Source organism: Clostridium tetanomorphum, assembly GCF_017873215.1.
Taxonomy (GTDB): domain Bacteria; phylum Bacillota; class Clostridia; order Clostridiales; family Clostridiaceae; genus Clostridium_AO; species Clostridium_AO tetanomorphum.
This window is the reverse complement of record NZ_JAGGKA010000024.1, coordinates 16,590-38,202: the sequence shown is the minus strand read 5'-3', so window position 1 is coordinate 38,202 and position 21,613 is coordinate 16,590. Positions and strand designations below refer to the sequence as shown.

Here is a 21,613-nt window from a genome sequence, read left to right as displayed (position 1 = left end):
AGTTATGAAGAGTATACTTATATCATCTAATAGTAGTGGTGGAGGAAAAACCACCATTACTGTTGGTCTTATGAAAGCTTTAATGAAAAAAGGTTTTGATGTGCAAGGATATAAAGTTGGGCCAGATTATATAGATCCAGCTTTTCATGCAAAAATAACAGGAAAGTCTTCAAGAAATTTAGATCTTTATCTTATGGGAGAAGAAGGAGTTAAAGCTTCTTATTCTAGAGGTGAAGGAGATTTAGGTGTAGTTGAAGGAGTTATGGGATTATATGATGGTAAGGGAATAGACTCAACTTATTCAACAGCTCATGTAGCTAAAATTTTGGGACTTCCAGTGGTTTTAGTGCTGTCACCTAAAGCTCAAAGTGCCACATTGTGTGCTGAAATAAATGGACTTATAAACTTTGATAATATAAATATAGTAGGAGTAATACTTAATAATGTAAGTGAAAGTTATTATAATCTTTTAAAAGCTACTATAGAATATAATTGTAAAATAAAAGTATTTGGATATGTGCCTAAAGATGAAAGATTAATTTTAGAAAGTAGACATTTAGGTCTTATTCAAAGTAGTGAAATAGATGATTTAGATGACAAAATAGACATATGTAGTGACCTTATATTAAAGAATGTAGATATAGATGGCCTTTTACAATGTTTTAAAGATTTACCTAAATATGAAGATAATTATCATTTAGAAAATAAGGGATTTAAAATAGGAGTAGCTTATGACAAAGCTTTTAGCTTTTATTACAAAGAAAATCTAGAACTTTTAAGTGAAGTAGGAGAAATAGTATATTTTAGTCCTTTAAGTGGAAGTACATTACCTGAAAATTTAGATTTTTTGTATATAGGTGGAGGATATCCAGAAGTATTTTTAGAACAGCTAAGTGCTAATAAATCTATGATTAAAAGTATAAAGGATGCATTAGATAATGGATTAAAATGCTATGCTGAATGTGGAGGTCTTATGTACCTTACAAAAGCTATAGATAATGGAGATATGGAATGTAGTACAGTAGGATTTTTTAGTGGTAAAGCTACTATGACTAAAAAACTTCAAAATTTTGGTTATGCAGAAATAGAAATAGATAAGGATAATGAAATTTTATCTAAGGGTACCAGAATAAAATGCCATGAGTTCCATAAATCCTGTGTAAGTACAGAAGATAGTAAAATATATAAAGTTAAGAAAACTATGTATGATGGAAAAGAAAAACAATGGGAATGTGGATATATAAAAAACAATACAGTAGCAGGTTATGCTCATTTACATTTCTTTGGAAATATTGACTTTTTAAAACAGTTGCTAGGATATAGATAAATATGGCATAATAAAATTAAATTATACTAAATAAGTATACAATTTAATTGCGGAGGGAGTTACTAAAGTGATAGAATACGTTAAAAAGCCAATGGCTATAGAAGAAAGAAGCTTCGAAATTATTGGAGAAGAAATGGCTCCTCATAGTTTTACAGAAGAAGAGTTAAAAATAGTGAAAAGAACTATACACACTACAGGTGACTTTGATTATCAAAATATTGTTTGTATAAGAGAAGGAGCTATAGAAGCTGCTAAAGAAATATTGAAAAAGGGAGTAACCATTTATACAGATACTAATATGGCTAAGTCAGGTATTAATAAAGCAGCTTTAAAAAAATTGAATTGTACTGTAGAGTGCTTTGTTTCAAATGAAGAAGTAGCAAAAATTGCAAAGGAAAGAGGAATAACTCGCTCTATGGCAGGAGTGGAAAAAGCTGTGGAGGATGGAGTAGAGTTTTTTGTATTTGGAAATGCACCAACAGCATTATTTAAGCTTACGGAACTTACAAAGGAAGGAAAAGCTAATCCTAAGTTTATAGTTGGAGCACCAGTTGGATTTGTTGGAGCAGCGGAATCAAAGGAAGCAGCAGAAAAAGAACTTGATGTGCCAATGATAACTGTAAGAGGAAGAAAAGGTGGAAGTAATGTAGCAGCAGCAATTGTAAATGCTCTAATGTATATGATAGTAGAAAGAGACTAAGCAGGTGATTTAAATGCTTGATATGTATGTAAATGTAGATGGTAAAAGATTAAGATGTGGATATACTACAGGCTCTTGTGCTACTGCAGCAGCAAAAGCAGCAACTATAATGTTATATAATGAGAAAAAATTAAAGGAAATAAGTATAGATACTCCTAAGGGGATAAAACTTACCATACCAGTTAGTAAAATAAATTTTGGGGAAGATTTTGTAGAATGTTGTGTTATAAAGGATGGTGGAGATGATCCAGATGCTACTCATGGACTTGAAATTTGGGCAAGAGCACAGAAGAAACCTACAGGCTATAGTTTGAAGGGTGGTAAAGGTGTAGGAATTGTTAAAGGAGAAGGTCTTTATGTGCCCAAAGGGGATCCAGCTATAAATCCTGTACCAAGGACAATGATACAAAATGAAGTGATGGGAGTATTACCAGAAGGAAAGGGTGTAGAAATTACTATTTCTGTACCAAAAGGAGAAGAGATAGCTCCAAAGACGTTTAATCCAAGACTTAATATTGTAGGAGGAATTTCTATATTAGGTACTTCAGGTATTGTAATGCCTATGTCGGAAGATGCTTTAAAGGAATCTATAAAAATAGAAATAGCTCAGAAGGTAGCTAACGGATATAAAGATTTAATATTAGTTTTTGGAAACATAGGAGAAAAGGCAGGAGCAAAATTAGGTTTAGATACAAAGAAAATGGTGGTTATATCCAATTATGTAGGCTTTGCATTGGATTGCTGTAAAGAAAAAGGTATAAAAGATATAATCTTGGTAGGACATATAGGAAAGCTTTGTAAAATAGCTGCAGGATGTTTTAATACTCATAGCAGAATATGCGATGTTAGATTAGAAGTTATTGCATTAGAGCTTGCTTTAATGGGATATGACATAGAGTTAGTTCAACAGATATATGATGCAAAAACCACAGAAGGAGCTGTAAAACTTCTAGGAGATGGATATGAAGAACTTTATAGAAGGATAGCAGAGAAAATCAGAAAAAGAATTAAGATATACACTTATGATGAAATTGAACCAAAGCTTGTTATGTTTTCAATGGAGAAAAATTTGTTTATAGATAAAAACTTAATTTAGAACATGGAATATGAAGCATAGAGGCAGAGTAAATACTACAGATTATAGTTGATAGTTTATATGAGGAAATTGGAAGTTGAAAATGGAAAATTGAAAGTTATTGTCGAATTTCAATCCTCAACTCTCAATTAATAAAGAAAGGGGTGTAATGGTGGTTTATATAGTAGGAATAGGGCCAGGACATAGAGATTATATAATGCCTAAAGCTTTAAATATAATGGAAACTTCAGATATAATATTAGGATTTGGAAGAGCTATGGAAGCTGTGGATTTTGTTAATACAAAAAAAATAAAAGTTAATAAAATAAGTGAAGTTATAGAAGAATTAAATATAAATAAAGACAAAAATATAGCAGTAGTAGCCTCAGGAGATCCACTTTTTTATGGAATAACAGAATATATTAAGAAAAATTATTTAGGGAAAATAGAGATAGTTCCGGGGATAAGTTCCTTTCAATATCTTATGGGGAAATTAAATAAGAGTTGGCAGGGAGCATATCTTGGAAGTCTTCATGGAAGAGAAGATGAATTTATAAAAAGAGTAACAGAAAATGAAATAACTATTTGGCTTACAGATAAAAAGAATAGTCCAAATGAATTAGCTAGAATTTTAATTAATAAAGGGATAAATCCTAAAATGTACATAGGAGAAAATTTATCTTATGAAAATGAACAAGTTACACAGGAATATGCAGAAGCAATTCAACATAAAGAGTTTTCTGGGCTTTGTGTTTTAGTAGTTGAAAATTTAAATTATAGTATTATAAAAGAGGATATTCATTTTATAAAGGATGAGGAATTTATAAGAGGAAACTGTCCTATGACTAAAGAAGAAATAAGAATTTTAAGTGCTGCAAAGTTAAACTTAAGAAAAGATTCCAGAGTTTTAGATATTGGAGCAGGGACAGGTTCTGTAAGTATTCAGGCAGCTAAAATATGTACTTTAGGTGAAGTTATTGGAATAGAAAAAGATGAAGAAGCTTTAGAAGTAATTTATAAAAACATAGAAAAGTTCAATATAGGAAACCTAAAAGTAATAGAAGGAGAAGCGTTAGCATCACTTCCTAAAGTAGAAGGAAAGTTTGATAGTATTTTTATAGGTGGAAGTGGTGGTAATATAGAAGATATAATAAAATTATATGGTGAGAAACTAAAAGAAAATGGAAAAATGGTTTTGAATTTTATAACAATTAATAATCTTTATAAAGCTATGAGTACTTTAAAAGAATTAAACTATAAAATTAAATGTACTGAAGTTACTATAAGCAAAACTAGAGGAGAAACTTTTATGCTTATGGGATATAATCCAATATTTATAATAGAGGGAGAAAAGGTAAATGGCTAAGTTATATGGAATAGGTGTTGGACCAGGAAGTGAAGAATTATTAACATTAAAAGCTATTAAAACTATAGAAAAGGCTGAAGTAATTATTGCTCCATCTTCAAAGGAAGGTGGAAAAAGTATTGCCTTAGATACAGCTGCAAATTTTATAAATAAGGATGCAGAGGTTTTAGTTAAGCATTTTCCAATGGGTGGGCCAGAACAAGAAGGGAAAATTTATAAGGCTTTTAAATCAATAGAAGAAAAACTTCATGAAGGTAAAGATGTAGTTTTCTTAACTATAGGAGATCCTTTTGTGTATAGTACATATATTTATCTGTTAAAATACATAAACGAACAAGGGTATGAAACTGAAACCATACCAGGAATAACATCTTTTTGTGCATCAGCAAGTCTTGCGGGAGAAGTGTTAGTGATTGGAGATGAACCATTACTTATATTACCTTCCACTAGATTAGATGCTATAAAGGATGAAAAATATGTGGTTATAATGAAACTTTATAATAATGAAGAAAAAGTTCTTAATTTTTTAGAAGAAAATGGTTTTGAATATGTATGTGTAAGAAGAGCTTATAGAGAAGGACAAGAAATTTTAAGAAATAGAGAAGAGATAATAGCTAAAAAAGATTATATGTCATTAATAATTGCACATAGAAAGTAGAGGGATTGATATGAGTAAAGTTAAAGTAACTCCAAAAGTATATTTTATAGGGGCGGGACCTGGAGATGTGGATTTAATAACTGTAAAGGGAAGAGATATTCTTTCTCAGGCAGATGTGGTTATATATGCAGGTTCTTTAGTTAGCAAAGAACATATGGATTATTGCAAAGAAGGAGTAGAAATACATAATTCAGCTTCTATGACTTTAGAGCAAGTTATAGAAGTTATGAAAAATAATATACCAGCAGGTAAGTCGGTAGTTAGACTTCATACTGGAGATCCATCTATGTATGGAGCTATAAAAGAACAAATGGATGAATTGGATAAATTTAATATACAATATGAAGTAGTTCCAGGAGTAAGTTCTTGTTTTGCAGCAGCTGCGGCTATAAAAAAAGAATTTACTTTACCAGGAGTAACTCAAACTTTAATACTTACAAGAGTAGAAGGAAGAACTCCAGTACCAGCAGGAGAGGATTTAGAAGTTTTAGCTAGTTCAGGAGCTTCAATGGCTATATTCTTATCTATAAGTATGATAGAGAAGGTAGTAGCAAAACTAAGAAAAGGTTATGGAAAAAATGTTCCTATAGCTATAGTTGAAAGAGCTACTTGGGAAGATGAAAGAGTTATAATAGGAACTTTAGATGATATAGCAGAAAAGGTTAAGGAAGCTAACATAACTAAATGTGCTCAAATATTAGTAGGAGATTTCATAGACACAGAATATAATAAGAGTCTTTTATATGATAAGACTTTTACTCATATGTTTAGAAAGGCAGAAGAATAATAAAATGAAAATAGGTGTTATAACCGTTACTCACCGGGGAGACGAAATAGCAGTTATTCTTTCAAAACATTTCAATGTTAGGATCTTCTCGAAAATGGTAGATGAAAATTTTAGTTTTAAAGATTCAGTAAAATTTGCTATGGAAAATTGCTCAGCTGTAGTATTTATTACTTCTACTGGAATAGCAGTAAGAGGTATTGCACCTTATATAAAATCTAAAGATAAAGATCCAGCAGTTATAACTATAGATAATTCAGGAAAGTTTGTAATAAGCCTTTTAAGTGGACATCTTGGAGGAGCTAATGAATTGACTTTAAAAATAAGTAACATTATTAATGCTACTCCAGTTATTACTACAGCTACAGATAATATAGGAGTGGAAGCTCCAGATATGGTAGCAAAAGAGAATAATCTTATTATAGATAATTTAAAGGATGCTAAAGATATTGCGTCTCTTTTAGTACAATGGAAAAAGGTGTATTTTCATGATGAGGATGAAATTATATCTTTACCTAAAGGATACTCAGAAGATTTGCAAAATTCTTTTGGAGAAGTATGTGTGACAAATAAGTTGAAATTTTTTGAAGCTAATGAAAGTGTGAAAGAAGATTTTAAAAGATTAAAGCTTATAAGAAGAAATATAGTCCTAGGAATAGGTTGTAGAAAAGATTTTCCTAAGCAGGTCATGAGGAAAACAGTTTTTGAAGTATTAGAAGATTATAATATAGATTACAGGGCTGTTAAATCTATAGGCACTGTAGAGATAAAAAAAGATGAAAAGGCCATAATAGATTTAAGTAGCTTTTTAAATTGTGACCTTAATATATTTAGTATAGAGGATATAAGACCTATTCAGCATAAATTTGAAGGTAGTGATTTTGTGGAGAAAACCATAGGGGTAAGAACTGTGTGTGAACCCTGTGTAGAGCTACAAGGAGCAAAGCTTATTACTGGAAAGTTGAAATTAAATGGAATGACACTGTGCTTAGGGAAGATAACAGAGCAAAGAGGACAGAGTACAGATAGCATATAATAAAAGAAATTTTATAGAGTATAGATAATAAAGTATAGATACTAGTTAAAAAAGAAATTTTTTATTTAATAGCTACTATCCGTAAATTGCCTACTTTTACGGGCTGTATATAGTGGTTGCTATGATCCAATATAAGTTTTATTTAGAAAACATAATTAATTTTGTGAGCTGAAAAGGATGAAATGTTAAAATGATTTCTGTGTAGGAAAAATTTAGTTATATTTGTACTCTGTGCTCTGTTATCTGTATTCTGATTTAGAAAGGTGGATTTATTTTGGGAAAACTATATGTAGTAGGAATCGGTCCAGGTGGACTTGAACACATGACAATAAAAGCGAAAAAAGTTATTGAAGAAAGTGATATTATAGTAGGATATACAAAATATATGGAATTTGTAAAACCTTTAATAGAAGGTAAAGAATTAGTATCAACTGGTATGAAGGCTGAAAGAGATAGATGTGCTAAAGCTTTAGAGCTTTCTAAAGATAAAACAGTTTCAATAATAAGTACTGGCGATGCAGGAATATATGGCATGGCGGGGCTTATACTGGAAATGAGGACAGATGAAGAGGTAGAAATAATACCTGGAGTTACAGCATCTTCATCTGCAGCTTCAATTTTAGGTTCACCACTTATGCATGATAATTGTAATATTAGCTTAAGTGATCTTATGACTCCATATGACTTGATAAAGAAAAGAGTAGATTGTGCAGCTCAAGGGGATTTTATAATTTCTTTGTATAATCCAAGAAGTAATGGAAGACCTCATTATTTAATGGAATGTATAAATATAATTAAGAAATACAGAAAAGGAAGTACTCCTGTTGGAGTTGTAAAAAATGCATTAAGAGAAGGACAGGAAATTCATTTATTTACTTTAGATAACTTTAATGATGAAGTAGTAGATATGTTTTCTATAGTAGTTATAGGAAATAGCCAAAGCTTTATTAAAGATGAAAAGTTTATAACACCAAGAGGATATTCTTTATAGTAGATTACAGTTGACAGAGAACAATTGACAGATAAGGAGGATTTTCTTCCGTTGGCACTACAGAAAAACTTAAATTATAAATAATAAATAATAAATATAGATAATTTTTCTCAATATTTATTCGTTATTAGTTACTCTATATGTTATATAATCTGTATTCTGTGCTCTGTTATCTGTACTTTAAAATAGTCTGGAGGATTTTTTATGATTGGTTTAATAAGTGGAACTTCTGAAGGGAAAGAAATATTAGGACTATTAAATAAATATACAGAGGATATATTAGTATCTACTGCTACAGAATATGGTGGAGAGCTTTTAAAAGATTATAAATATAAAATATTAAATACGAAACCATTAGATTTATTTTCAATGGAAAATATGTTTAAAGAAAATAATATAAAAATACTTATAGATGCCTCTCATCCGTATGCAGTAGATGTAAGTAAAAATGCTATGTGTGTATGCGAAAAGCTAAACATACATTATATAAGATATGAGAGAGAGAGTTTAATAAACAAGTTTTTAAATGAAGATAAAGTCGTTCTTATAGAAAGTTATGAGCAGCTCTATAAGCATTTAAATAAAATACAGGGGACTATATTAAATACTACAGGCAGTAGAAATTTGGATAAAATACTTTCTCTTAATATAAAAAATAGAATAGTACATAGGGTACTTCCATCACTTAAAGTTATGGAGGAATGTTATAAGTTAGGGATAAAATTAGATGATTTAATAGCTATAAAGGGACCTATTAGTTATGAATTGAATAGAGCTTTTATAAAAGAGTTTAATGCTAAAGCTATTTTAATGAAAGATAGCGGTAGAGAAGGTGGCACAGAAGAAAAAATTAAAGCTGCTTTAGATGAGAATATATTCATATTTGTTATAGACAGAAAAAGAATAAATTATAAAAATGTTTTTTATGAAAAAGATAAGCTTGTTGAGTATGTTATTAATTTTAACACCATTAATATGTCTGATATAAGAAAGGGATGAATAATGGTATTAGTGCCTGTCTTGGTGACAATTGCTTTAACAAATGCTTTTTTTGAAGTGATAGATCATAGAGTTTTACCGAGGGAGCTTGAAGGAATATGAAAATAAATAAAGTAAGAGATTTAACTCTAATTTCTATTGATGAAAATAGAACTATGGTGGTAGCTTGTGACAGCTGTGGTAGTATAGGAATAAAGGAAGGGGATTCTTTAAAAATTCCCAATTTTTATGTAGGTAAATTTACTGTAAGAGTAGTTCTCATGGAAGTATTGTGCTCTGGTGCTGAAGTAATTACAGTTGCTGATGCAGTATGTAATGAAATGAATAATACTGGCAAAGAACTAATTGATGGAATAAAATTTGAATTAGATATGGCCAATATAAATGAAGTAGTTTTAACAGGAAGTACTGAGGAGAATTTTAAAACTACATCTACAGGTTTAGGAGTTACAGCAATAGGTATAGTAGATAATAAAAAACTAAAAGTAAATTCAATAAGTAAAGAATGTCTACTTATTTCCATAGGAATACCTAAATTAGGAGGAGAATTAGAATTAGATAATGACGAAGATATAGCAGATTATAAAGATTTATATAAGCTTTTAAATACAGAAGGAGTATATGAAATAGTGCCTGTAGGCTCAAAAGGTATACTATATGAAGGGGAATTATTAACTAGAAATAATGGGATGCAATTAATTCTAAATCCAGATATAAATATTAATTTAAAGAGGACCGCAGGTCCTGCCACAGTTTTAATAGCTGCTGTGAATAATGAAGTGTATAATTCATTAAAAGATGAAAAAAAGATAAATCTTATAGGAGAAATAACTAAAAGAGAAGATTAATTTAAGAAAATTTTTAAATTACATTGACTATACTATAATTTATCTAATATAATCAATGGTATAGATATATTTTTTTAAAATAGAATATTGAGAGTATAGGTGCTAATTTAAAATTAGTGAAAAGGGAAACAGGTGAAAGTCCTGTGCGGTCCCGCCGCTGTAACAGAGGAGCTTTTCTACGTACCACAGGAATTATTTCTGGAAGGGTAGAGAAAGTTATGATACTGAAGCCAGAAGACCTGCCTATATTTCTTTAGACGTGACTCTACGGAAGATAGGGAAGATGTCAATAAATATAGTATTATCTGTATTTTGTTGTTATTAAAAACCTATTAGCTTTTGTAAAGTTAATGGGTTTTTGTTATTATTAGTAGTTTATTTGGGTCAATTGTGGACAATGAAAAACATATGTCCTAGCAATTGTCCTACAATGATTCTTCTCAATGTATGTGAAAAAATGTCACTGCTGAATTAATTCAAGAAGAATCATTTAAAATTACTTGTAAAAAATATATTTAAGATGTAGGATATGAAAACATGAAAGTATTTATAAAGGAAAGGAAAGATAAGATTATGTCAAAAAAAGCAATATTAGTAGTTAGCTTTGGAACAAGTTATCATGAAACAAGAAAGGCTACAATTGAAGCAATAGAAAATAAGATTAAAGAAGATTTTAAAGATTATGAAGTAAGAAGAGCTTTCACATCAGGAATGATAATAAATAAACTTAAAAAAAGAGATGGTATATTTATAGATAATACTGAAGAAGCTTTGGAAAGATTGGCCAATGATGGATTTGAAGATGTATATGTTCAATGTTTACATATAATGCCAGGAGAAGAATATGACGACATAAAAATTGCAGTACATAAGTATGAATATAAAAAGATATTCAAGAAGTTAGTATTAGGAAGACCTTTACTTTACAGAACAGATGATTATTTTAAGGCAGTAGAAGCTTTAAAGAATCAGATACCAGAAAGAATAGAGGATCATGCTGTAGTGTTTATGGGACATGGAAGTACACACCATGCTAATTCTTCTTATGCATTATTTCAGTATGTTATTAATGAAAGTGGACTTAACAATGTATTAATAGCAAATGTAGAAGGTTTTCCAGAATTAGATGTAATAATTCCTAAATTAAAAGAAAAGAATATAAAAGAAATAACATTGATGCCTTTTATGCTTGTAGCTGGAGATCATGCTACAAATGATATGGCTGGAGATGAAGAAGATTCATGGAAAAGTATTTTAGAAAATGAAGGTTTTAAGGTGAATATATATCTTCATGGAATAGGAGAAAATGAAAATATACAGAAAATATTTATACAACACTTACAGGATTGTATAGATGGAAATCCATTGATTGAAGAGTAATGAAATCTTAATATATGTTGTGTTTATAAGAAAATTATATTGAAACTAGAAAAGTATTTATAATTAAGCTCTAGTAACTATTTCTAGGTTTATCTATAATATTCTAGCTAATTTATAATATTCTCATTAGAATAAGCATTATGGTAATAGATACACATTATAAAATGTGATATTATTATAAGTGTATTTCTAACTTGAAATTTTTTTGAAAGAAGGGAATTATTATGGAAAACAAAGGATACGTGCAGGTTTATACAGGAAATGGAAAAGGGAAAACTACAGCAGCTTTAGGACTTTCACTTAGAGCAGTTTGTGCAGGAAAAAAAGTATTTTTCGGCCAATTTACAAAGGGAATGAAGTATAGTGAACTTAAAGCAGCAGAATTATTACCAAACTTCACAATGGAGCAGTTTGGAAGAAATTCCTTTATATTTGGAAATCCAACAAAAGCTGATATAGAAGAGGCTAAAAAAGGATTAAAAAGAGCAGAAGAGATACTTACTTCTGGGGAATATGATGTAGTTGTATTTGATGAAATGAATATTGCTCTTTTCTATGATTTGTTTACTGTAGAAGAAATTTTAGCGCTTATTGATAAAAAACCAGAAAAAACTGAATTAATACTAACAGGAAGATATGCGAAACAAGAAATTATAGATAGAGCTGATTTAGTAACAGAAATGAAAGAAATTAAACACTACTATACACAAGGAGTACCTTGTAGAGTAGGTATTGAAAATTAATCTATGTTTTAGTGTTGCTTAAGTAAAACATCTACTCTAAAAATGTGAGTAGATGTTTTTTTATAGGTTTTAGTTTACCTTAATTGGAAGGAGAATAGTAATTGAAAGAAGATTTATCTTTTATAGAAACTATTTTTGAAGCCATGACAGATGAAATGAGAGTGAATTTTAAAAAGCTTTTTATAGCTGCAAAGGATGATAAAAATAAAAGAATAGAACTACTTAGAAAAATAAATAAAAGAATACATTTTACATTAGATAGAGAAAAGATTCATTGGTATCCAGTTATAAATTATAGTAAATGTACAAGTTGTGGTAAATGTATAAAGTTCTGTCCTAAAGGTGTATATTTTCTAAATGAAAAAAATAAGAAAATTGAGGTGAAAAATTTATCAAAATGTGTATTCTTATGTAAGGGCTGTGAAAGTGTCTGCAAAGAAAAAGCCATAAGTTTTCCTAAAAGGTCAGATATGTTAGATTATTTTTATTATGAATAAGTATAAGAAAAGGGGAGATTAATATGAGTTTTAAAGGTTATATTCAAGTTTATACCGGAAATGGAAAAGGAAAGACCACAGCAGCATTGGGATTGACTTTAAGAGCTATATGTGCAGGTAAAAAAGTTTTTATGGGACAATTTGTAAAAGGTATGAGATATAGTGAACTAAAAGCAGTAGAGTATTTGCCTAATTTTACAATAGAACAATATGGAAAGAATTGTTTTATATATAATGAGCCTACTCAAGATGATATAGACAGGGCTTTAAAAGGACTTAAAAGGTGTGAAGAAGTAATAACTTCTGGAAAATATGATATAGTAATTTTAGATGAAATAAATATTGCACTATTTTATAATTTATTTACATCAAAGGAGGTTATAGATATTTTAGATAAAAAACCAGAAGCCACAGAAATTATATTAACAGGAAGATATGCTCCACAAGAAATAATAGATAGAGCAGATTTAGTTACTGAAATGGCAGAGATTAAACATTATTATTATAAAGGGGTAAAGGTTAGAAAAGGTATAGAAAATTAGTAAATTAATTTCATAAATTAACCACTATTATCATAAATAAGTTATTTTAGGAAAGTAGTAGATTATTATGAAATATTAAAAAAATATAGGGAAATATGTTGAATAAGTAATAATTATATAATATAATTATAAATAGTAAAATTGAATATTTATGTTATTAGGTGCTACTTTAAATCGGTAGTTAAAAGGGAAAGTGGTGAAAATCCACTACAGCCCACCGTTACTGTGATGCTGATGAAACCTTAAGTTTATACCACTGAATATTATTTTCGGGAAGGTAAGGGAGTAAAGTGAAGCTAAGTCAGGAAACCTGCCTAATAATTGTTGATTCTTTCGGAGGGAAAGATATATACACAGCTGATAGAAATATTTTTATTATATTTATAATGGAAATGAGCTTTAAGTTGTTTTGAGGACCTCTAGTGGTTCTTTTTTTATTTGCACGTATATATTTTATGCCTCTGATGCTATGAAAGGAGGTGTAAAATATGAAAATACTAAAAAAAAGCATACCAGTCATAATACTTTTCTTAATATGTTTTTTTACCATAGGGTGTGGAGGTAAAAAAACATCAGACTCTACTTCAAATAATTCTAGTACAGTAATATCCATAGATAAAGATAATACAAAGAATAATAATGGACAATCTAGTGAAAAAGAAGAAAAAGCCCAACAATTAAGTAGCAAAGAATTAAAGGGTAAAGAAGAAAATATTAAAGATAATTTGAAAACTGAGAAAAATAAAATTAATACAAGTACCAATTTGAGTAATGGCATAAATAAAAATCTAAGTAATCCTTCACAAAGTAATGAGAAAAAGCATAGTATTGAAAAATCGAAAATACAAAAGCAATCATCTAATACAGCAGATAAAAATACATTTACCCTTATAATAGCTAAAGAATTAAAGGGATACACAGGTAAAGATTCAGAAATACTTGTTAAGAAACAAATACATATTGAAGGAAATAAAAGTGCCATGACCTATCTTAGAGAGAATTCTCAGATAAGAGATAAAGGTGGTTTTATATATGAAATAAATGGAATACATAATTTATATCCCATACCTGCATCAAAGAAAACACCAGAACAAAAGAAGTTAAAAATAATGGGGATAGATTGGTTTATATATTTAAATGGTAAAAAGACTTCTACTGGTGCTAATGATGTTTATCCTAAACCTGGAGATGAATTATTATTAGATATTCATGAATGGGATAGAAGAGAATTAGCAAAAGATGCTTATTAATTTTTTTATACAAAAGAAAAAATACACAAATAAAGTAGAAGAGAAATACAAAAGGAGGATATTATGAATAAGAGATTGATAAGTAAAATAGTTGCAGCTCTATTTACTGTTACTTCTATTGCTTTTACACCATCTAGTAATGTTGAAGCAAAGATAAATAAAAACAGAATATATGGTAAAAGTAGAATAGAGACTTCTGTAGAGATAAGCAAACAGGGGTGGAAGGATGGTTCAAATGTAGCTGTAATAGCTCAAGGTTATAATTATGCAGATGCTTTAAGTTCAGCACCATTAGCTAAAAAATATAATGCTCCTATACTTCTTACAGAACAGTCAAAATTAAGTAATAGTACAATAAATGAATTAAAAAGACTTAATGTAAAAGACGTTTTATTAGTAGGTGGTCCTAAGGTAGTATCTGAAAATGTTGAGAAACAATTAAAAGATATAAAAATAAATAATGTTAAACGTTTATATGGAGATACAAGATATGAAACTTCATTAAAAATTGCAGAACATATAGGGAAATCTAATGAAGTTTTTATAACATCAGGGAATGGCTATGCAGATAGTTTAGCAGTAGCATCTATTGCTGCTAAAAAAGGAGCCCCTATATTATTTGGAGAAAAGGATTCTGTAAAGGATTCTGTAAAACAATATATAAAAGATAATGAGACAAACAAAATTTATATAGTTGGTGGAAAAGCATCTATTTCAGATAAAGCATTAAGTGGATTAACAAATGTAGAAAGATTATCTGGAAATGATAGATTTGAAACAAACAAAAATGTTTTAGAAAGATTTAAATCAGATATAAATTTTGAAAATGTATATGTAGTTCAAGGTGCTGGTCCTAAAGGAAATGAATTTGCAGACGCACTTTCCTGTTCAGCTTTAGCTGCACAGAAAGGCTCGCCAATGGTATTAACTTATAAAAATATTAATGAAGGATTAGAAAAGTTTATAACAAATAATTTAACTTCATTAAGTAGTGTAACTGCAATAGGTGGAGAAGCTGTAGTGCCATCTAGTATATTAGATAAATTGCAACCAACCAATATAGAAATAATAGAAATTAGTAAAAAAGATACAGTTTATGGAGATGAAAAAAATATAAAAACCATAAATGGAGATTTATTAGTAAATGCTGACAATGTAACACTTCAGAATTTAGATGTAAAGGGCGTTTTAACTGTAAATCCTGGTGAAAACGGTTCTACAAATATTAAAAATATGACTGCAAATACAATATTAATAAAATCCGGTGCTAAAAATAGCATTCATATATCTAAGGTCAAAGCAAAAAGTTTAATAGTAGATAGCAAAAGTGAAGTAAGAGTAGAAATAAAAGATAACACTGATATAGATAATACAGAAGTTAAAACTGCTTCTATATTAGAGAATATTAGTGGAAATTTTGGTAATGTAACTGTATCAAATGAATCAGTTAATAATGGAGAAAAGATTATTCAATTTAAAGGAAATTTTTCGGAAATAAAGATAGCTAAAGAAGGAAAAATAAAAATATTAAAAGATTCAAAGGTAGAGAAAATTATTGCTAATGCTAAATGTAATATAGATATTGAAAGTGGTGCCACTGTAAATAAAGTTGAAAAAGGCAATTATGATGTATCAATTAATGGAAATGTTAAAGAGATAGTAAATTCTAACACAAGTATTGGTGGAGGTGGCGGAGGTTCATCTTCAGTTGGATCAGGTGAATTTAAATTAATAGTATCAGAAGACAATGGTAAATATACAAAATTAGAAAAAACATTAAAAGTTGAGAAAGATAAAAATGCTCTTGATTATTTGAAAAGTGTTGCTAAAGTTACAGAAAAACAAGGATCAGGATTTATTAATGGAATTGATGGAGTTTTAAATAAAACACTAAAAGAATTAACAGAAGATCAAAGACAGAAGGGCATATTTGGAGTAGATTGGTTTATATATTTAAATGGAAAGAAGACAGTTACAGGAGCTAAGGGGGTATATCCTGAATCAGGAGATACACTAAAATTTGATTATCATGAATGGGATTGGCATGAACTTGCTCCAAAGGAAAAAGAAATGCCAATAAAACTTTCAGCATTGCCTTCAAGTGTAAAAGCAGGAGAAACTTTTAAAGTAAAAGCTACTTGTATAAGTAAACCTGTATATAATGCTATAGTAAAGGTAGATGGAAAAGAAGTTGGAAAAACAGATACAGATGGATGTGTAAATGTAAAGATTGCTTCTACTGGAAAACATACAATAAGAGTTGAAAAAGAAGGCGGAAGCGATGAAAAGACTATTGAAGTAAATAATTCAGGAGGATCAAATGGTGGTTCTTCAGGAGGAAATACTGAAGAGGATTTAAATGTAGAAATAACTGAAAATAATAAAGTCTATGGTGAAGAGAATAAAACTAAAACTATAGGTGGAAATGTTAGTATAAAGGCCAATAATGTAACATTACGAAATGTAGATATTAAAGGAACCCTTACAATAGATGCAGGAATAGATGGTACAGCAAATATTAAAAATGTAACTGCCACTGTTATAGAAGTTAAATCAGGTGATATAAATAGTATTCACTTAATTAATACAAAATCAGAAGAGTTAATAGTGAACAGTAGAAGTCATGTAAGAGTACAGCTAAATGATGATAGCAAAATAACAACAACAAGAGTTAAAACAACATCTATATTAGATGAAGTAAAAGGAACTTTTGGTAATATAATTATTGAAAATTCATCAAATGGAAATACAGAAAAAAGAGAAGTGGAATTTAGAGGAAATTTTGATAAACCAGTACTTGTTAAAGGAGAGGCAAAATTACTTTGTACAGGTAGTGTAGAGAAAATTTCATTAGCACCAGAAACAAAATCTGAAATTGATATAAAAGGTAATGTAAAATCTTTAGAAGTTGTAAAGGAAGCTAAAGTAAACTTAACTGGTGATATTTCGGAAGTTAGAGTATTTAAAGAAGCTACAATAAATGTGGATAAAGATTCAAAAGTAAATATGATTGCATCAGTAGTTAAAGCTGAAATAAATGTAGAAGAAGGAGCAGAGGTAGCTAAAGTTCAAGTAGGTACTGAAAATCCAGAAGATGTAAAGATTAATGGAAAGGTAAAAGAGATTGAAAAAATTAAAGGTGATGATATTAAGCCAGGAGAAGATCCAGAAGAAAATCCTAATACTAAACCAGAAGATAAAGAACTATTTACAATAATGGTGTCAAAAGATAATGGAAGCACTGTAGTAATAAATAAAAAACTAAAAGTAGAAAATGATAAAAATGGACTTGAATATTTAAAGAGTGTTGCAAATGTAACTGAAAGTAATGGATTTATCAGTGCTATAAATGGTATATCAAATAAAACAATTAAAGATTTAACAGAGGATCAAAGAAAAGGAGGTATATTTGGAGTAGATTGGTATATTTATTTAAATGAAAATTTAACACCAACAGGAATAACAGGAGTTTATCCAAAAGCAGGAGATACATTAACATTTGATTATCATGAATGGGATTGGAAAGCTTTAGTTGATCCAGATTATACAGGAGGAATGCCAATAAAGCTTTCAGGAGTACCTTCAACCATAGAAGAAGGACAATCTATTAAAATAAAAGCAACTTGTGTTTATCAACCAGTTTATAATGCAGTAGTTAAAGTAGATGGAGTGGAAGTTGGAAGAACAGATATGAACGGATTCTTAACTATAAAAATAACTTCAGCAGGAAGTCATAAAATTTCTGTGGAAAAAGAAAATGGAATAGATGAAAAAACAATTAATGTCAATGGAAATACTAATCCTGGAGGAGACACTGGTGGAGATAATGGTGGCTCAACTGGAGGAGATACTGGAAATAATGGTGGAGAAACAAAGCCTGAAAAACCTTCAGATGATAAGTTTGAAGTAACTCAAAATGGAGATAAAGTTCAGATAAAAATTAAAAATAAAGAAAATGGAGAAGTTGCAATAACATTATATGATTCAAATAATTCATTAGTATATATTGGACAAGGTGTTTTAAAGGATAGTTTAGTCCAATTTAATACAGTATTAGATAATGGAAAGTATTATGGATTCTATAAATTTAAGAATGGAGAAAAAATTAAAGTAGAATTTGAAATCAAGTAATTCATAGGAAGTGATTTATATGCTCATATATAAAAATAGAAATACATTTTTACAAAAACTGCATCCTCTAACAGGGATACTGTTTCTTACAGTGTATATTATATTGTTTTTACAAATAAATAATCCAATATATTTATTCACAATGTTAATAAGTCTTTTAATTCTTGCATATTTAGATGGTTCCCTAAAAGATTTATTTACATATGGAAAAATTATATTACCCTTTGCGTTATTAATTGTTATATTAAATCCTATTATGGTTCATGATGGGAGTACTGTAATATATGAGGGGCATATAAATTACCCTGTATTAGGACCTATGAGAATTACTTTAGAAGCTGTAATTTATGGAATATTTAATGGTATCAGAGTTATGTGTGTAACACTTACTTTTGGTTTGGGAAATTTAATAATTCACCCTGATAGAGCTTTTGGATTTTTCTCTAAGTTTTTAAAAAAGTCTTCATTACTTATGAGTATGACTATAAGACTTTTTCCTACTATGATGACCTCCTATGAAAACATAGTTAATGTTGAAAAGCTTAGAGGAAATAAAATGCTTCATAAAGATATGAAAAAAACAATTAAGGCTAGTGGAAATATAGTAAATATACTATTTTTATCAAGTTTAGAAGATTCGGCAGATATGGCAGAATCTATGTATTCAAGGGGATATGGGGCTTTGAAAAAAAGAAGCTCCTATTTCCATGAAAAATTCACATATAGGGATATAGCTTTCATTTTAATATATATTTGTATTTTCGTATATTTTCAGTATTTTAATTTTAAAGGTTTTAATGTTTTAAACTTTTATCCTAAAGTAGATAATCCAATAAAGGCGTTATCAATTGAAGGATATATACTTTCTATAATGATGTTTGTTCCATCATTAATATATTGGGGGTGGAAAAATTGGAAATAATAAATATAGACAAAGTTACATTTAATTATCCAGAAAGTGAAAGTAGTGCCTTAAAAGATATAAGCTTATCTATAAAAGAAGGAGAACTTGTATTAATTGTGGGACCATCAGGATGTGGAAAATCTACCCTTGTAAGGCTTTTAAATAGAATAATTCCAGATTATTATGGAGGAACATTAAAAGGTGAGGTATATATAAAAGGTAAAAATATTGAGAATATTGATAAGTATAATATGGTAAAAAGCGTAGGGATGGTTTATCAACATCCTGAGAAACAAATTATTCTTCAGGATGTAGAAAGAGAAATTGCTTTTGGACTTGAAAATCTTAATACAGATGTAGAAATAATGAAAAGAAATGTGGCAGAAGTAATTTCATTACTTGGATTAAATGATATAAAAGACAGGCAAACCACAGAAATATCTGGAGGGCAAAAACAAAGGGTAGCGATAGCCTCAGTAGTATCTATGGATCCAGATATTATATTATTTGATGAGCCAATATCTCAGCTTGATCCTATAGCAGGAGAAGAGGTTTTAAATTCTATAAAAAAGCTAAATAGAGATATGGGGAAAACCGTAATTCTTGTAGAACAAAGATTGGATAAATGTTTCCATATGGCAGATAGAATTATATTTATGGAAGAAGGAAGAATTATTGGAGAAGGAACTCCACATGACATACCTGAAAACATACATAGAAAATATCATTTACCCAATATTGCATACATATTTAAGAAAGCAGGTATAAATACAATACCTGTAAGTGTTAAAGAAGGCAGAGAAGTTTTAGAAGAGATGAATTTTAAAGAAATAAAAGTAGAAGAAGAAAATAAAAACTATTCACAGTGCATCATGGAAGTTAATAAATTAAATTTTGAGTATGAAAAAGGAAGTAAAACTTTAAATAATATAAATTTAAAATTGCATAAAGGTGAAATAATGTCAGTTATGGGCGAAAATGGTGCAGGGAAAAGTACTCTTTTTAAAATAATATGTGGACTTATAGATAGCTATACTGGAAAGATTCTAATAGAAAATGAAAATTTGAAAAAGATTAATATGGATAAAAGAATTAAAAAAATAGGATATCTTTCGCAAAATCCAAATGACTATTTTGGAAGAAAAACTGTTTTTCAAGAAGTAGGATATACTTTAGAAAACATTGATGAATATGATGAGAAAAGAGTTAGTGACGTATTAAAACTTTTAGATTTAACACACTTAAAAGACAGAAATCCGAGAGATTTAAGTGGTGGAGAAAAGCAAAGAACAGCTATTGCCTGCACATTGGTTGCAGACCCAGACATTCTTATTTTGGACGAGCCTACACGAGGGATGGATTCTACAGCAAAGGAAAAGCTTGGAGGAATCATAAAAGAATTATCTTCACGAGGGAAATCTATTGTACTTATAACTCACGATGCTGATTTTGCTGGGGACTATGTTGACTCTGTAGTACTTATGTTTAATGGTGAAATTGTAGCAAAAGGAGCTGCCAATGCTATATTATATAATTCCATATATTATTCGCCACAAATTGCTAAAGTATTTAAGAAAAAATGCAGAGTTATAAAATCTGAAGATGCTATTGAAATTTTAAAGGTGATATAAATGAAAAAAAAGATTAAAATAGGGCCTATAATTATTATTTTATATACAATAATATTACTTTCAATGACATATTTTGAGTTTGCATTGGAAAGAGCTGTAGAAATATCTGCATTATTTATTATAGGAACAGTTATAGTTCTATTTGAAACCAAAGAAATGAATAGCAGAACTATGGCTGCTCTTGCAACCATGTCAGCACTAGGTGGAATATTAAGAGTACCATTTGCAGCTATACCAGGTTTTCAACCTGTTACATTTATATGTGCAGTAACAGGATATACATTAGGACCTGTAAATGGTTTTATGGTAGGTTCTATGTGTGCATTTATTTCAAACTTCTTTTTAGGTCATGGGCCATGGACACCATGGCAGATGCTAGGATGGGGATTGTGTGGTGTTTTCTTTGGAGCTTTTAGAAATAAAGTTAGTAAGTTGGGGATAAATGGATTCATAATAATATGTGGAATTTGGGGATATATATATGGAACTATATTAAATCAATGGTATGTTCTAGAGTTTATGAGGCCAGTTACATTAAAAACCATATTAGCAGGAAATGTATTAAGCTTTTGGCATGATACATCCCACGCAATAGGCAATATAATTTTTGCAAAATTATTTGGAGAAAGTTTTATAGAAGCTTTAGAAAGATATAATAAGAGAAATAAAGCTATAAGAATTAAAAATAAAACAATAGGAAATAAAAATCTATAAGTTTAAATATATAATTGCATGAGATAAATTAAATTAT

19 protein-coding genes, 1 pseudogene and 2 riboswitches are annotated in these 21,613 nt (G+C 29.2%); all 20 genes and pseudogenes read left to right on the top strand.

The window, feature by feature from the left end:
- Positions 1–4: 4 nt before the first annotated feature.
- The 20 genes and pseudogenes from J2Z24_RS18270 (at position 5) to J2Z24_RS18175 (ending at position 21,576) form a co-directional block, all read left to right on the top strand.
- The gene (locus J2Z24_RS18270) at positions 5–1,327 is read left to right on the top strand and encodes a cobyrinic acid a,c-diamide synthase CobB (RefSeq protein ID WP_035151021.1); all 1,323 of its coding nucleotides are present in this window, start codon (positions 5–7) and stop codon (positions 1,325–1,327) included.
- A 67-nt stretch (positions 1,328–1,394) separates the two neighbouring features.
- Complete coding sequence (locus tag J2Z24_RS18265) at positions 1,395–2,027, top strand: precorrin-8X methylmutase (protein ID WP_035151023.1); 633 nt, start codon at positions 1,395–1,397, stop codon at positions 2,025–2,027.
- Positions 2,028–2,040: 13 nt separating this feature from the next.
- Positions 2,041–3,123: a cobalt-precorrin-5B (C(1))-methyltransferase CbiD gene (gene cbiD, locus J2Z24_RS18260; protein WP_035151025.1), complete on the top strand. Its 1,083-nt coding sequence runs from the start codon at positions 2,041–2,043 to the stop codon at positions 3,121–3,123.
- A gap of 148 nt (positions 3,124–3,271) precedes the next feature.
- Positions 3,272–3,850, top strand: a pseudogene (cbiE, locus tag J2Z24_RS18255) (precorrin-6y C5,15-methyltransferase (decarboxylating) subunit CbiE); the annotation flags it as partial.
- Positions 3,851–3,898: 48 nt separating this feature from the next.
- Positions 3,899–4,468 (top strand): precorrin-6Y C5,15-methyltransferase (decarboxylating) subunit CbiT, encoded by a 570-nt coding sequence (gene cbiT / locus J2Z24_RS18250; protein WP_035151061.1) that lies wholly within the window; start codon positions 3,899–3,901, stop codon positions 4,466–4,468.
- Positions 4,461–5,126: a cobalt-factor II C(20)-methyltransferase gene (locus J2Z24_RS18245; protein ID WP_035151029.1), complete on the top strand. Its 666-nt coding sequence runs from the start codon at positions 4,461–4,463 to the stop codon at positions 5,124–5,126. Before cbiT ends, J2Z24_RS18245 begins: the two co-directional genes overlap by 8 nt.
- A 10-nt stretch (positions 5,127–5,136) precedes the next feature.
- Positions 5,137–5,913 (top strand): precorrin-4 C(11)-methyltransferase, encoded by a 777-nt coding sequence (cobM, locus tag J2Z24_RS18240; RefSeq protein WP_035151031.1) that lies wholly within the window; start codon positions 5,137–5,139, stop codon positions 5,911–5,913.
- 4 nt (positions 5,914–5,917) lie between these two features.
- Positions 5,918–6,946, top strand: a complete 1,029-nt coding sequence (gene cbiG, locus J2Z24_RS18235; RefSeq protein ID WP_035151063.1) for a cobalt-precorrin 5A hydrolase — start codon at positions 5,918–5,920, stop codon at positions 6,944–6,946.
- Positions 6,947–7,220: 274 nt separating this feature from the next.
- Entirely contained in the window at positions 7,221–7,937 is a 717-nt protein-coding gene (cobJ, locus tag J2Z24_RS18230; RefSeq protein ID WP_035151032.1) for a precorrin-3B C(17)-methyltransferase, read from the top strand.
- 204 nt (positions 7,938–8,141) lie between these two features.
- Positions 8,142–8,936, top strand: a complete 795-nt coding sequence (locus tag J2Z24_RS18225) for a cobalt-precorrin-6A reductase (protein WP_035151034.1) — start codon at positions 8,142–8,144, stop codon at positions 8,934–8,936.
- Between the two features lie 98 nt (positions 8,937–9,034).
- Positions 9,035–9,784, top strand: coding sequence for an AIR synthase related protein (locus tag J2Z24_RS18220; protein ID WP_035151036.1), 750 nt, complete (start codon positions 9,035–9,037; stop codon positions 9,782–9,784).
- A gap of 80 nt (positions 9,785–9,864) precedes the next feature.
- Positions 9,865–10,045: riboswitch (cobalamin riboswitch) on the top strand.
- A gap of 276 nt (positions 10,046–10,321) precedes the next feature.
- On the top strand, positions 10,322–11,164 hold the full coding sequence (locus J2Z24_RS18215) for a sirohydrochlorin cobaltochelatase (protein ID WP_241396479.1): 843 nt from the start codon (positions 10,322–10,324) through the stop codon (positions 11,162–11,164).
- Positions 11,165–11,385: 221 nt separating this feature from the next.
- Positions 11,386–11,907, top strand: coding sequence for a cob(I)yrinic acid a,c-diamide adenosyltransferase (locus tag J2Z24_RS18210; RefSeq protein WP_085059151.1), 522 nt, complete (start codon positions 11,386–11,388; stop codon positions 11,905–11,907).
- A gap of 101 nt (positions 11,908–12,008) precedes the next feature.
- The gene (locus tag J2Z24_RS18205) at positions 12,009–12,404 is read left to right on the top strand and encodes a 4Fe-4S dicluster domain-containing protein (RefSeq protein WP_206538618.1); all 396 of its coding nucleotides are present in this window, start codon (positions 12,009–12,011) and stop codon (positions 12,402–12,404) included.
- 23 nt (positions 12,405–12,427) lie between these two features.
- Positions 12,428–12,946: a cob(I)yrinic acid a,c-diamide adenosyltransferase gene (cobO, locus tag J2Z24_RS18200; protein WP_035151039.1), complete on the top strand. Its 519-nt coding sequence runs from the start codon at positions 12,428–12,430 to the stop codon at positions 12,944–12,946.
- Between the two features lie 142 nt (positions 12,947–13,088).
- Positions 13,089–13,278, top strand: a riboswitch (cobalamin riboswitch).
- Positions 13,279–13,434: 156 nt separating this feature from the next.
- Complete coding sequence (locus J2Z24_RS18195; protein WP_035151041.1) at positions 13,435–14,196, top strand: DUF4430 domain-containing protein; 762 nt, start codon at positions 13,435–13,437, stop codon at positions 14,194–14,196.
- Between the two features lie 63 nt (positions 14,197–14,259).
- Positions 14,260–18,327, top strand: coding sequence for a cell wall-binding repeat-containing protein (locus J2Z24_RS18190; protein WP_051593403.1), 4,068 nt, complete (start codon positions 14,260–14,262; stop codon positions 18,325–18,327).
- Positions 18,328–18,346: 19 nt separating this feature from the next.
- On the top strand, positions 18,347–19,249 hold the full coding sequence (locus J2Z24_RS18185) for an energy-coupling factor transporter transmembrane component T family protein (protein WP_035151042.1): 903 nt from the start codon (positions 18,347–18,349) through the stop codon (positions 19,247–19,249).
- On the top strand, positions 19,240–20,862 hold the full coding sequence (locus J2Z24_RS18180) for an ABC transporter ATP-binding protein (protein ID WP_035151045.1): 1,623 nt from the start codon (positions 19,240–19,242) through the stop codon (positions 20,860–20,862). The genes J2Z24_RS18185 and J2Z24_RS18180 overlap by 10 nt, the downstream gene beginning before the upstream one ends.
- Positions 20,863–21,576: an ECF transporter S component gene (locus J2Z24_RS18175; protein WP_035151047.1), complete on the top strand. Its 714-nt coding sequence runs from the start codon at positions 20,863–20,865 to the stop codon at positions 21,574–21,576.
- Positions 21,577–21,613 lie beyond the last annotated feature (37 nt).